Raw genomic sequence first — 13,271 nt, 5'->3', positions numbered from 1 at the left:
ATGACGCCAACGGTATATGGTATCGAATCTCTGACGGGCATAAGCCTGGATTCAAGCACTCGCCTCACGTTAAGCGACGGACCGCTTCAGCTTGGATGGAAGCACTCAGGAATGACGTCCGACTTTATAGCGGAAGTCATGGCTCTGCGGTATTCACGTTCAAGGAAGGATTATGTGCAGGCGCATCATGACATCGGATATCTCAGCAATGAGTTGATCGAAAATGCCGTCAAGTTTCGACAGCCTGGGGAGATCCTCATTGAAGCTGGAATATTCGACGGTACTTTTTTAATAAGGGTGAAAAACACGATCGATGGCGTAACATCTTCTCGCTTTCAGCAACTGCTGCATCGCCTTCAATCGAGGGACCCCGGGGAACTTCTTCTTGAGCAAATCGAAACCAATGCCATATCGGCAGAAGGCGGTTCGGGCTTGGGGTTGCTGACCCTTCTGAGCGATTACGATGCAAAAATGGCATGGGCATTCGAAGGGAACGATAACCAGCGTATCATACTGACGACGACTGCAGCCGTGGCGATGCCGCCCTCCTCCAATCTGTGAGCGAAGAATGGAAATCAGCGACGAAAACTTCCGCGTATGGGCTGAGAAAAACGAGGTCTATTTCGATGGCGTATTCCGGCTGGCGGGACCGGACGCCTATGCGCCCATTTACTCCTTGATATCAGGCCTTCTCCATGAGGGGCACAAACAGGTGACGTTCAACCTGACGGGTCTCGAGTTCCTCAATTCCTCTGGCATAAATCTCCTGGCCAAGCTGACGATTGAAGCCAGAAAGATGGACGACCTCCTGCTGGTCGTCAAAGGCACCAGCCAATATCCCTGGCAAGCGAAATCCCTGCCGAATCTCAAGAAGTTACACCCGCTTGTCGATTTGCGCTTGGCGTGATTCTCTATTGAATGCTGTTTGACGCTCTCGCAAAAACCAGCGAGGCGTCCTCTAAACATCTGAAATATCGAAGTTGCGCCTCGGCTCCTCGGTCTCCCGCCTTCCCGTCTCGTCGACCGTTCCGACCAGGAATCGTTAAGTATACGAAGCCGTGTAGGACTATAGACGGGATCGGCATCGGACCTCGGTCCGATGTGCAAGGGGCGATCAACGTCTAACCTCCTCTACCTGCTCAAGCCGTGCATCTGCCCGGCGATTGATGATCTGGTTCGGAGGAAAACCATGCGCACGGCAACCTTAGCGTCCTTGGCCTTGCTCTCGCTGGCTCTTGCAGCAAGCCCGGTAGCGATTGCCGGGATCGACATGGCCGCACTGGCAAAGAGCGGTGGAAACGGCGGAGGTAACAGTGGGGGCAATGGCGGCGGCGGTGGTCATGGCGGCGGTGGTGGAAACAGCGGCAACCATGGCAGCAGCAGCCAAGGTAGCGGTTCAACCCATGGCAGCTCCAAATCGCAAGGCGTGAAAGGCAAATCCACCGAGGCGGCAAGCAAGTCTAAGTCCGTCAAGGCAGACGAGACCAAAGTCAGCACCAAACAAAAGAACCTGTCGGCGCAACTTGCGGGCCTGAACTCCTTGAAGCGAAACTACAAGGCGTTGATGCATACGTCGGACCCACGCATGACGGCCATCGCGGCCTATGCCATGGCTTATGCCCAGTATGAACTCGACAATGGAATCGAGCCCGCGGCCGATGACCCTCTGTTGGGGGACGAGGCGCTGGAGGACGCATTGGCTGCCGCAACGAGAACCGGTGAAGTCAGTCCGGCGGTTCTGAACCAGGCCAAAACCATCCTCGGGGTTGGCGACGCAAACGGGAAGATCGATCAAATCCGCACCTCTCTGGAGAACGCTGCGCCGGCGACATCAGACGAATAGCCGATAAATCAGTTGCGAGCGGTGTGGAGCTGACAAGTATGGCTCCGCACTAAACTACGAAGAGCATCACCGTTTTGTTTGAGTACGGAGATGCTCTTTTTTTGCGTGTTTTCGAACGCAAACCTCTAAACAGTGAGCAGGCCCCGATTAGGGCGCCCCGGCCAAGTCGCTGTTCTTTGGAACCATCGGCACGCTTGTCGACTGGACGCGGTCCTGGTTGAACTTGTAGGCGGTGTGCCACTTGCACCTGGACAAAGAATCCTAAATTCGGTGTGGAGGACCAGCGGTCCTGCCAAGCATGGCAACTAGGCGCCAATCGCGGACATACATAGGCTCTACGGGCGAAATCCATGTCCGAAGGCCAGAATGGACCGGAGCGAATCCGGAACCGCTAAGCCAGCAGCAACTGGTATCGCTCCCACGCCATCCGGGTTACGATGCGTAGCTGAGAACGGGCGCGGGCGCCTCGTCGGACCACCTACGTCAGGAGGGCAGCGTGAAATCGCCAACAGTGAGAGTTATGGCCGCGGCCGAGGAAGATCTGGCGATCGAAACGGTCATGCTGGCGTTTGCAGCGGATCCTATGGCGCGATGGACCTGGCCGCATGCACACCAGTACCTTGCGGCCATGCCGCGAATGATTCGGGCGTTTGGGAGCGGCGCATTCTCTAACGGAAGCGCCTTTTGCACCGACGGCTACGCCGGGACGGCGCTGTGGCTATCGCCCGGAGTGCATTCCGACGAGGAAGGGCTTGGTGCGGTGCTCGAGAGCACGGTTGCTCGCTCTCTTGCCTCCGAAACCACAGCCATATTCGAGCAGATGGCCGCGTACCACCCGACCGAACCACATTGGTACCTGCCCCTGATCGGCGTCGATCCGGCGCATCAAGGAAAAGGTCACGGCGACGCCTTGATGGCGTACGCACTCGCACGGTGCGATCGCGATCACGCGCCAGCCTATTTGGAATCCTCGAATCCGCGCAACATTCCGTTCTACCGACGCTACGGCTTCGAACCGCTCGGCGCGATCCAGGTCGGTTCGTCGCCGACGCTCGTCCCGATGCTGCGGCGGCCGCGTTGAGCTTCAGTTCGATCAGATAGCTTGTGGCATACGGGCGCCGAGCGCGCGGCACAGCCGCGAAACGAAGATGGAACTGACCGGCGAGAACGTCTGCCGGCAGGCGCCTAGTCGGGTTATAGGCGATACCCGCCTTTAGAAGTCGGACGATGTAGCTTAGACGGCCGGAATGAGGGCGCAAAGCAGCCCTATCGAACGGACCTCTCGACGGGACCCGGACATCATTCTCCAAGCCGGTTCCTGGCTTTCGCCTGCGCGTCTCGGATCAGGCCCGAGTACAGTCGCTCCTTGCCGGGATACCATGGCATCGTGCTTATGGAGGAGAAGCCAGGGATAGCTTCCATGTGGCTAAACATACGTCGGCGCATCGCTTCGTCGGGAAGTGGGCCGCGCATCGCCTGAAGATTGTCACTCATGTGGTCCGGGTTGGAAGTACCACACAGGACACAGGTTACGGCGGGATGGGCCATGACCCACTTCAGAAAGAACTGCGCCCAGGTTTTCGCGCCGAACTCGCTTGCGAACTCCGGTAACGGCTGAGCTTCGACGACTTTGAGCAATCTGGCCTTTTCAAGCGGCAGATTGATCAGGATGGCGACACCGTTGTCTGCGGCCGATGGCAGGAGACGCCTTTCGGCATTCCTGTCGAAGATGGAATAGTTGGTCTGCACGAAGTCGACCTCACCGCTTTCGATGAATTTCGTGAGAGCCTCCTGGGCCGAAGCCTCGTGATGCGTGATACCGACGTGCCGAATTTTCCCTTCCTTTTTCCATGAACGAAGGAGCGGAACGACGACCTGCGCATTTGTGATACTGTGACATTGCATCAGGTTGATCGTGTCACGCCACGTCCGCAGCCTCGACTGCCGAAAGCTTTCCTCCGCATGGCTCTCGTCGCCCAGATATTCTCCCGTCGCCCAGATTTTGTTTGTCAGGAAGATTTCGGACGCCTCGGGCATCTCCGCCATGAACTGGCCAACGCTGACCTCGGCCGATCCATACAAGGGCGAGGTATCAACGACACGCCCGCCACCGGCGACATAGCGCCTGAACACCTCCCGCAGGTCGTCCCGCGCTTCACCAGGTCGTCGGTCGAATGTCAGGAAAGTGCCAAGTCCGAGGGCTGTGAGCCGCTCTCCCGTTTTCGGCACCGTGCGCGTCAGGACGGGCTCCGTTGCCGGCGTCGATGGGAGCGGCGCATCGCCTGTCGCGTCTTGTGCCTTTGTTTCTGCTGCGATCGCGGCGCTCGCGGCAGCCAGACCCATCGCCCCCAGAAAGCGCCGCCGGCCGATTGTCGTTCGGGTCATGAGAAAACCTCCAGTTGGATTTCTGGTCAAAACTGCCAGCCCGCCGGGACCCAGGCGTAACCCATGTCGGTCTTGAGCATTCGTCCGAGGCCCGGGAACGGGTAGTGAAACCCGAGAACGAGGAGCCTATCGGTCGCGGCCATATCGAATATGCGGCGGCGCGACGCGAGCGCGGTATCCTTGTCTCTATCAGGTCCGGGTCGCCACGGATGGTCGATGTTGACGACCGGGTGATAGGCAAGGTCCGCAGTGAGGAGCAGCTGGTCGTTTCCTGAGTGGACCAGGAATGTTGCCATGCCAGGCGTATGTCCGGGCGCAGCTATCGTCGTGAGGCCCGGCACGATTTCCGCACCTGCCTCGTAGAGCTCGATGTCCTTTGCGATCGGCTCGACACTCCGTTTGATCGCCGCTGCAAACCGGTCACGAAAGTCCCTTGGTACCGGCATGTAGGAGAGATCGGGATCGTTGCGCACAAAAAAATCCCAGTCTGCCCGGGGTGCGTAGACGGTGGCATTGGGAAACGCTTTTTTGCCTTCGGAAGTGCTCAGATTGCCGACGTGGTCAGGATGCGTGTGGGACACCACGATCGTGTCGATATCGCCTGCATCGAGACCGATGGCGGCGAGATTGTCGAACACATGCCCCGCATTCGGTCCCATCGTGGCCCCGGCTCCCGCCTCAAGCAATATCCGCCTGTCGCCGACCTCGAGCAGCAGCGTGTTGAGTTGAAGGGTCATGTGATCGGTAGGAAGGAAAGCGCGGCCAAGAACCTCCTGCAGCTCGGCCTCCGGAGCATCGTTGGCATAGACCGTCGGTGGGCCGCCGATCACGCCATCGCTCAAAACTGTCGCTTTGATCTGCCCGACCCGAAATCGATAATACCCAACATTCCTGGCGTCCGGGCTCTGCATCTGTGCATTGCCTGATCCGGCTGAACCTCCGAGCAGCAGAGCGGCCGTTCCAGCAACCGCTGAAACCATGACCGTTCGCCGGTTCAATGTGAGTCGATCCATTGCTTTTCCTTTCAGTCGACAATCCGCATGTGCGGTTGAGGTATTTAGATGACCTCAAATCACTGCGCTGATAAGACGAGCAAATCTAAGCAGCTTGATAAGGTAGGCTTCGCAATGGATCAGTTTCGCTTGGATAGCCTGGATGTTTTTGCCGCGATCGTCAGGTGCGGCGGATTCAGGGCCGCCGCCCTGGAGCGAGGCGTTTCATCATCAGCACTCAGCCAGACAATCAACGCTTTGGAAGAGGCGCTCGGCATCCGCCTGCTCAACAGGACAACAAGAAGCGTTTCGCCGACGGAGGCGGGACAGCGTCTCCTGCAGCGCCTCGGTCCAGCTTTGACGGACATCCGTCTCGCAGTCGATGACCTTAATCAGTTAAAGGAAAACCCGTCCGGCACCCTTCGCATCAATGCGCCAGGTCCCGCAATCGATCACCTGCTCTGTCCGGCAATGTTCACCTTTATGGACACATACCCGGACATCAAGGTCGAGCTCATCAGCGATGCAGCGGTCATCGACATCGTCGAGCAAGGCTTTGACGCGGGCGTTCGGTTCGGAAAGCAACTGGCACAAGATATGATCGCAGTACCGCTGGGGCCATCGCTTCGATACGCGATCGTGGCGTCGCCGGACTATATTGCAAAGCATGGCCTGCCTCTGACCCCCAATGATCTCGCCGGCCACAATTGCATTCGACGACGATTTCCCGGCGGCACGCTGGTATCCTGGAAATTTGAAAATGGCGGAGACGCCCTCGAGGTCTTGCCGGAGGGACGATTGACGGTGAGTTCGGCACACAACGAACTGCAGGCCGCTGTCGCCGGATGCGGATTGGCCCATATCTTCGAGGACTACGCCACACCCTACCTGACAAACGGCCGGTTGACGGAGGTTCTGAAGGATTGGAGTCCCCTTTTGCCAAGCTGGTATCTTTATTACCCGAGCAAAAGACACTCCAGCGCCGCCATGCGAGCATTGGTGAGCTTCTTGCGCTCCTACGATTGGAAGCTGTCCCGGATGCCTGCTTAATTGAACGGTCATGACCTACGCCTGACTCGCTTCTCGACCTGAAGGGACGACGCCGACGTTGACAGGTCGTGATCGGCGCGTCTGCGCCATGAACGCGGCCTTCCGCTGGCAGTCCTCTCCTTTATGCTCGGGATCGAGCCTGAGCATCTACAATGGCACCCCGTCAGAGCCCGTGATATGGATCCTCGGCTCAAGGCCGAGGACGACTGAGAATGCAGCAGCAGCCCTCGCCACGCTTTCGCCTGGCGAGCGCAACTCACCCCGCGAGCTCGATGATCGCGCAGCCGTAGCCTTCGAGATCGAGCCTACCTGCAACGGGCTTTTCGTCATCGAGGAGATCACGGCCAGCGGGAACGCCGCCGATGGCGGCCGGCTGGTCGGTGTAGTTCTGGATGAACAGCAGCCGGCGGTCGTCATTCATCCGCATGGTCACCTCGACGCCCTCTGGAAGGTCGCCGATCAGCGGCTCGATGCCGACCGGTGCAAACAGCCGCTCGGCAAGCGCTGCCGTCAGATCCGGGGTGAGATAGGTGCCGACATAGACCACCTGCCCCTTGCCGAGCTTGCGCGACGTCGCCATCGGCTGGCCCTCGGCATAGCGGTTGGACCAGGCCGCAACCACCTCGACATCGCTTCCGATTGCCAGGTTTTCATAAAAATAGCCGGCAGCCAGTTCGCGGTTGCCGATCTTGAAGCGGCGTTCGCGCCGATGTGATTCCGCCGGCTTGTTCGGCGGAATGACAAGCCCGCCCGAACGCTCCATCACATCGAAAAGCCCGTTGGCGCCGGGGGCGGCGAGACGGCCGAAATCCTCGACACGTACGCCTGTGAGCTGCGACAGCGAGGTGCCGGGCGCGGTCTCGCGGATAACGTGATTGTCTTCGTTGCGCGTGCCGGTGCGCGCGCCGATGACGACAGTGCCGCCCTGCTCGGCGAAGGATTTCAGCCTCTCGGTCCATTCGTCCTTCCACATCACCCAATGCGGCACATAAAGCAGCTTCAGCTTGGAAAGGTCGTCCTCGGGATGAATGAAGCCGCAGGCAATGCCGCGGTCGTAGCAATATTGGTGCAGCAGGATCGCATCGTCCTGTGGGCTCGGCAGGCCGATCGGATAGGTCTTGTGGGCCTCCTGATTGTCGAAGTCGGATCCGGCGATGCCGACATCCATGCGCACATAGGTGCCGAGGATCTTGTCCTTCAGTGCCGTCATTTCGGTCGCGAAGCGCTTGGCCTCCTCATAGCGGTGCCGGCCGATATCGTCATGATCGATGATACCCATCCAGTAGATCTCGGCGCCGAAATGGGCGGGCCGCCAGCGAAAGAACATCAGACCATCGGCGCCATGGGCGACAGAGGAAAGCGCCATGCGGCGCAGTTCGCCCGGCTCCGGCGTCAGCGTGCAGAAACCCGGCTGGCTGCCGAAGCCCGATTGCTGCTCGGGAACGATGTAGTTGCCGGAAAAACCACGGCAGATATCGAGGTGCAGCGCCTGGACCTTGGCGTGGTTTCCGAGCCGCTGGAACTCGTCATAGAGCATCGGATAGATGTCGTAGCCGACGAAATCGAGATCGGTGGTGAACTGGCCGCGAAAATCGATATCCCTAAGGCCCCCGAGATTGTGGAAGACGAACCAGGAGGGTTTCACGGCGCGCAGGATCTCCACCTGGTCGTGCTGGAAGCGCGCCGTCGAAAAGGCGAGGAAACGGTGATAATCCTGCTGATGGCCGGGGCTAGGGAAGGTTGGGCCGAACTCGATCGGCAACACCACCTGGTCGAAGCTGTCATAGGCCGTCGCCCAGAAATCGCCGCCCCACGCCGTGTTGAGCTTGCCGATCTCGCCATATCTGTCGGCAAGGAAGGCCTGGAATTCGGTGAGCGTTGCCTTCGAAAAGCTCTCCGGCATGCTGGTGTTCAACTCGTTGTCGGTCTGCCAGCCGACGACAAAAGGATTGTCACGATAATGCTCGGCCATTGCTTTGGTGATGCGCCGGCTGTGTTCGCGAAAGACCGGACTTGCCGTGTCGCAATGCTGGCGCGAGCCATGGCTCATCGGCCGGCCCTTGCCGTCGACCCTTAAGATCTCCGGATGCGCCACGGTCAGCCAGCGCGGCGGCGTTGCCGTCGGCGTGCACATGATCGTGTCGATGCCATAGCGCCCGAGCATGGCGATGGCACGGTCGAACAGGTCGAAATCGAAGGTGCCGAGCTTCGGCTCGAGAATATGCCAGGCGAATTCGGCCATTCTGACCACGTTGAAGCCGGCCTTCGCCATGCGCTCGGCGTCGCGCTCCCAGTAGCTTTCATCGACGTGCTCGGGATAGTGCGGGGCGCCGACGAGGAAGCGGTCGGTGTTGACGGGGTTCCATACGGAGAGGGTCTTGTCGGACACGGTGATGTTTCCTGTGATTATCGGTCGAGGGTCGTCTTGCGGGCGCTGATCGTGCGTCCGCCATCGGGTGAGAAGAGATAGAGTTCGTTGGCGTCGAGCTTCAGCGCCACGTTCTGGTCGGCGGCAAAAGGCGCGACGTAGCTCAGCTGCACCGTGATGTTGCCGGTGCCGCTTTCCGAGGCGATGGTCCTCAGATTGCCGGCGTCGACATAGAGAATGGTTTCGCGCCCGAGATGCTCGACCAGCCGGACCTGACCGTTGATCGCTCCGCCCTGCGCCCCGTCGGCGACCATCGATATGTTTTCCGGCCTTACACCCAGCGTCAGGCTGGCGCCCTTCGCCAGCACCGTCGCCTCCGCCAGTTCCACCGTCACCGGCACGAGGCCAGGTGCGGAGACCGTGACATTGCGGCCGGACACTTCGTCGACGGTAACGCCCAGGAAATTCATCCGCGGGGCGCCGAGAAAGCCTGCGACGAAGAGATTGTCCGGGTTGCGGTAGAGTTCGAGCGGCGAGCCGACCTGCTCGATTGTCCCCTGGTTCAAGACGACGATCCGGCTTGCCATGGTCATGGCCTCCACCTGGTCGTGGGTGACATAGACCATGGTGGCGCCGAGCTCGGCATGAAGGCTGCTGAGCTCGACACGCATCTGGGTTCTGAGTGCCGCATCGAGGTTCGACAGCGGCTCGTCGAACAGGAAGACATCGGGCGAACGGGTGATTGCCCGGCCGATCGCCACGCGTTGCCGCTGACCGCCGGAAAGCTGCTTCGGCCGCTTTTCCAGCTGGTCGGTGATCCTCAGAATCTTGGCTGCGCGCGCCACCGCCGCCTCGATCTCGGTCTTCGGGCGCTTGGCCATGCGCAAACCGAAGCCCATATTCTCCGCCACCGTCATATGCGGATAGAGCGCGTAGGACTGGAAGACCATGGCGATGCCGCGATCGCCTGGCTCCTGTTTGCTGACGTCGCGGCCGTTGATCAGGATCTGGCCGGAGGAGATCTCCTCCAGGCCGGCGATCGTTTTCAAAAGTGTGGACTTGCCGCAGCCGGAGGGGCCAACCATGACGATGAACTCGCCTTGTGCTACGGAAAGATCGATGCCGCGCAGCGCGTGATAGGCGCCGTAATTCTTGTTGATCTGTCGGAGTTCGAGACTGGTCATGCGTCCTGGCTCTCTGCTGTTGAAACTTGGAACTTTAGGAGATCGCTCATCCCTTCACCGCGCCCATGGTCAGGCCTGCGATGAAGTGCCGCTGCATCAGGAAGAACATGACGACGGGCGGCACGGCGACGACGATGGTGCCGGCGGAAATCAGGTTCCAGGCCGAGACCCACTCGCCGCGAAGATTGGCAAGGCCGGCAGTCACAGGTTTGACGGAGTCGCTGACGGTCAGCACCACGGCCCAGAAATAATCGTTCCAGATGAAGGTGAAGATCAGTATGGCGAGTGCGGCAAGTGCCGGCCGCACCAGCGGGATCGCAACATGCCATAGGGTCTGGAAGGGAGAGGCGCCCTCCGCCCGGGCCGCCTGGAACAGTTCATCGGGCAATGCCGCGATGAAATTGCGCATGAACAGCGTCGCAAAGCCCGTCTGGAAGGCGACGTGGAAGATGATCAGCGCTGCTGTGGTATCGATCAGGTCGAGCCGGACCATCAGGTCGCGCACCGGGATCATCATGATCTGGTGCGGCAGAAAATTGCCGCCGACGAACAGCGCGAAGATCAGCATGTTGCCGGGAAAGCGGTAGCGCGACAGCACATAGCCGGCGAGCGTGGAGAGCACCAGCACGCCGATCACCGAGGGAATGGTGATCGTCAGGCTGTTGAGGAAGTAGCGAGCCATCGGCGTCTGCGTGAAGACATCAGTATAATTGTCGATGACGCCGATGCCGGTCGGCCATCCCCACAGATTGCCGCCCATCACATCCTCGGTCGAGCGGAACGAGGTGAGGATGATCGCAAACAGCGGGCAGAGCCAGAGCAGCAGGACGATGACGACGGCGAGCACATGGAGGCGGCGCTGCCAGACGGCGGCATCGGGAATGGGACGAGGATACATCAGCCTCCCCTTTCTTCGGTATGGATGATGCGGCTGAGGTACCAGACGATGAAGGCGGCCATGATCACGAACAGCACCGAGGCGATCGCCGCGCCGTAACCGAAGCGGTAGGAGAAGATCGACTGTTCGAACATCTGGTAAGCGAGAACCGAGGACGAACCGAACGGGCCGCCGTTCGTCATCACCGAGACCATGTCGAAGGATCTGAGCGCCCCGACGACGGTGACGGCAATGGCGATGAAGGTGACCTGGGTTAGCTGCGGCAGCACGATGTGCCACAACATGTTCCAGCCCCTCGCCCCATCGACGCGCCCTGCCCCGATCAGCTCTTCGCTCAAATTGTTGAGGCCGGCGAGATAAAGCACCATGCAGAAGGTGATCTGCGGCCAGAGCGCTGCAATCACGATGGCGAAAGTGACGAAATGCTCGTCGGAGAGAACCGCTGGCGCCGTCGCCCCGAACGCCCGGAAGATCAGCGCGAGCAACCCGAACTCCGGCGTATAGACCCAGGTGAAGACGACGCCGACCGTCACCGAAGCAAGCACCAGCGGAATGAAGAACAGCGACTTCAGGAAGCGCATGCCGCGGATTTTCTGGTTGACCAGCAGCGCGATGGCGAGCCCGAGAGGGGGTGCCGCCATGAACATCACCAGCCAGATCAGGTTGTTCTTCAGCGACACGTAGAATTGCGGATCGTTATAAAGCTCGACGTAATTGCCGAAGCCGATCCAGACCATCGGGCCAAAGCCATCCCAGTCGTGCAGGCTGATCCAGAGGCTCCTGATGGCCGACAGCAGGATGACCGTGAAGAACAACCCGATCGCGGGCGCGATGAGCAAAGTCGGGGTGAGCCACCAACGCTGGCGGCGCCATAACATCAACATATCAGGAGCCTCATTTACGACAAAAGCAAGCGGCGACCCGCCCCTCATCCGGCTGCCGCCACCTTCTCCCCGTAAACGGGGCGAAGGGGATATGCGGCAACCTCTCGGTTCCCCACCAGCCTCTCGTATGGCACGTCCCCTCGCCCCGTTTACGGGTTAGGGTGAGGGGCAGCCTCAGGCGAAGAACCAGGCGTGGGCCGGCACCCGCCCCTTAAATCTTGTAGATGCGCTTGCGCGTGCCCTCGAGGCGCGTCAGGATGGCCTTGCGCCGGTCGGGTTTGGCCATGAATTCCTGGAAGCCGACGAGGCCGGCCTGCGCCATGTCGGGGTCGCTGTCGCGGTCGTAATATTGCGACGTGCCCTGCACCGTCTTCATCGTCTCGACGGCGATATTGACGAGCGGATCCTTGCTCGGCGGCAGATCGCTGCGCGGCGGCACGTTGCCGGCCGGCTCCAGATAGGCCGCCAGGTTCTCGGGCTTGTAGAAGTAGGCGAGGAATTCGCGCGCGCCCTGTTTGTTCTTGGCCTTGGCGGGAATGTGGATCGAGTTGACCGAGAACTCCTCGTAGTGGCCGACCTTGGCGTCGAGCACCGGGAAGGTCGCATAGGAGAGCTGCGGCAGATCTTCGGCGGTGAAAGCCGAGCGCAGGAAAGCGCCGAGGTTCATCATGCCGGCCTTCTTCTGCGCCAGGAGCGCCGCGGCCTCCTGCCAGCCGAAAGAGGTGTGGTTTTCCGTGAAGAACCCCTTCGAAATCATCGCCTCCCACTGGTCGAAAACCGCCGTCAGCGCGGGATCGAGATAGCTCATCTCGCCGTTCATCAGCGCCATATGCTTGTCGAGGCCGTTGATGCGCAGGTTCATCTGGTCGAACCAGCCGGCCGCCGGCCACAATTCCTTGGTGCCGATCGCGACAGGCGTAATGCTCGCGGCCTTGCACTTGTCGCCGTAGGCCATGAACTCTTCGGCCGTCTTCGGCACGGTCAGGCCATGCTGCTCGAACACATCCTTGCGATAGAACATGCCCCAGAGCGTGCCGCCGGTGGGAAGGCCATATTGCTTGCCCCCGTCGGTGACGGCGCCGGCCGTGGCACCCAGCACGTCCTTGTACTTCTCCTTCTCGAAAAGGTCGGAGATGTCGTCAAACAGGCCGCGCTTGACGAAGGCGCGCATGCGGTTGCCCGAAAACCAGGAGCAAATGTCAGGCGCGCCGGCGACGAGATAGTTGCGAATGGCCGTCTTGTGGGCCTCGTGGTCCATATTGTTGATGACGACGTTGACGCCGGCTTCCTTGCTGAAGCTCGCGGCGATCGCCTTCAGCGCGTCGAGCGCAGCGCCATTGTTTTCGGCAGAGATCATCGTGACCTCTTGGGCCTGCGCGATCGCAGGGATCGGGAAGCTGCCGGTGACCGCTGCGGCGGAGACCATGCCCGCACCCTTCAGGAAGCTTCTGCGGGTCGTCGACGGAAATTGCTTCGAAAATGTCATTGAATTCCTCCCAGTTGATCGATCAACATCACCGTCTCGGCGCCTCCTCCACGAAGCGCTCAATCAGGCATTCAACGCGCCGATCCATCCGTCGTCCAAGGCGTATAATCCGCTTGGCTGAGTTGATCGGCGGCCAAACTTATGCATAGATCGCACCAGCCCGCAATAATTAATTTACAAA

The 13,271-nt window shown here is 60.0% G+C and carries 12 protein-coding genes; 5 read left to right on the top strand and 7 right to left on the bottom strand.

Going from position 1 to position 13,271, the window contains the following annotated elements; all coding sequences use genetic code 11:
• The 4 genes from OLZ32_RS29820 (at nucleotide 1) to OLZ32_RS29805 (ending at nucleotide 2,924) form a co-directional block, all read left to right on the top strand.
• The gene (locus OLZ32_RS29820) at nucleotides 1-561 is read left to right on the top strand and encodes a slr1658 superfamily regulator (protein WP_003541034.1); all 561 of its coding nucleotides are present in this window, start codon (nucleotides 1-3) and stop codon (nucleotides 559-561) included.
• 7 nt (nucleotides 562-568) lie between these two features.
• Nucleotides 569-907 carry a slr1659 superfamily regulator gene (locus OLZ32_RS29815; protein ID WP_003541035.1) on the top strand — a complete coding sequence of 113 codons (339 nt, stop codon included), beginning with the start codon at nucleotides 569-571 and terminating at the stop codon, nucleotides 905-907.
• A gap of 282 nt (nucleotides 908-1,189) precedes the next feature.
• Complete coding sequence (locus OLZ32_RS29810; protein ID WP_003541036.1) at nucleotides 1,190-1,843, top strand: hypothetical protein; 654 nt, start codon at nucleotides 1,190-1,192, stop codon at nucleotides 1,841-1,843.
• A gap of 496 nt (nucleotides 1,844-2,339) precedes the next feature.
• The gene (locus tag OLZ32_RS29805; protein ID WP_264399439.1) at nucleotides 2,340-2,924 is read left to right on the top strand and encodes a GNAT family N-acetyltransferase; all 585 of its coding nucleotides are present in this window, start codon (nucleotides 2,340-2,342) and stop codon (nucleotides 2,922-2,924) included.
• 218 nt (nucleotides 2,925-3,142) lie between these two features.
• Here the strand turns inward: OLZ32_RS29805 and OLZ32_RS29800 are convergent, their stop codons facing one another.
• Together OLZ32_RS29800 and OLZ32_RS29795 are read right to left on the bottom strand one after the other, a co-directional pair.
• Nucleotides 3,143-4,228 carry an aldo/keto reductase gene (locus OLZ32_RS29800; protein WP_264399440.1) on the bottom strand — a complete coding sequence of 362 codons (1,086 nt, stop codon included), beginning with the start codon at nucleotides 4,226-4,228 and terminating at the stop codon, nucleotides 3,143-3,145.
• Between the two features lie 26 nt (nucleotides 4,229-4,254).
• Complete coding sequence (locus OLZ32_RS29795) at nucleotides 4,255-5,241, bottom strand: MBL fold metallo-hydrolase (protein WP_264399441.1); 987 nt, start codon at nucleotides 5,239-5,241, stop codon at nucleotides 4,255-4,257.
• A gap of 48 nt (nucleotides 5,242-5,289) precedes the next feature.
• Here OLZ32_RS29795 and OLZ32_RS29790 point away from each other — a divergent pair, with 48 nt between their 5' ends.
• A complete protein-coding gene (locus OLZ32_RS29790; protein WP_264399442.1) occupies nucleotides 5,290-6,270 on the top strand; it encodes a LysR family transcriptional regulator in 981 nt (326 codons plus the stop codon).
• A 256-nt stretch (nucleotides 6,271-6,526) separates the two neighbouring features.
• Here the strand turns inward: OLZ32_RS29790 and OLZ32_RS29785 are convergent, their stop codons facing one another.
• From OLZ32_RS29785 to OLZ32_RS29765, 5 genes are all read right to left on the bottom strand, one after another.
• Nucleotides 6,527-8,659 carry a beta-galactosidase gene (locus OLZ32_RS29785; RefSeq protein ID WP_264399443.1) on the bottom strand — a complete coding sequence of 711 codons (2,133 nt, stop codon included), beginning with the start codon at nucleotides 8,657-8,659 and terminating at the stop codon, nucleotides 6,527-6,529.
• Between the two features lie 17 nt (nucleotides 8,660-8,676).
• The gene (locus OLZ32_RS29780; protein WP_264399444.1) at nucleotides 8,677-9,822 is read right to left on the bottom strand and encodes an ABC transporter ATP-binding protein; all 1,146 of its coding nucleotides are present in this window, start codon (nucleotides 9,820-9,822) and stop codon (nucleotides 8,677-8,679) included.
• A gap of 46 nt (nucleotides 9,823-9,868) precedes the next feature.
• A complete protein-coding gene (locus tag OLZ32_RS29775) occupies nucleotides 9,869-10,720 on the bottom strand; it encodes a carbohydrate ABC transporter permease (RefSeq protein ID WP_264399445.1) in 852 nt (283 codons plus the stop codon).
• Nucleotides 10,720-11,604: a carbohydrate ABC transporter permease gene (locus OLZ32_RS29770; RefSeq protein ID WP_017988828.1), complete on the bottom strand. Its 885-nt coding sequence runs from the start codon at nucleotides 11,602-11,604 to the stop codon at nucleotides 10,720-10,722. Before OLZ32_RS29770 ends, OLZ32_RS29775 begins: the two co-directional genes overlap by 1 nt.
• Before the next feature lie 211 nt (nucleotides 11,605-11,815).
• A complete protein-coding gene (locus tag OLZ32_RS29765) occupies nucleotides 11,816-13,090 on the bottom strand; it encodes an ABC transporter substrate-binding protein (protein ID WP_264399446.1) in 1,275 nt (424 codons plus the stop codon).
• Between the last annotated feature and the right edge of the window lie 181 nt (nucleotides 13,091-13,271).

It is taken from the genome of Rhizobium acaciae (genome assembly GCF_025941625.1).
Taxonomy (GTDB): Bacteria; Pseudomonadota; Alphaproteobacteria; order Rhizobiales; family Rhizobiaceae; genus Rhizobium; species Rhizobium acaciae.
The sequence above is the reverse complement of the archived record's forward strand: the minus strand, read 5'-3'. Positions and strand labels throughout refer to the sequence as shown.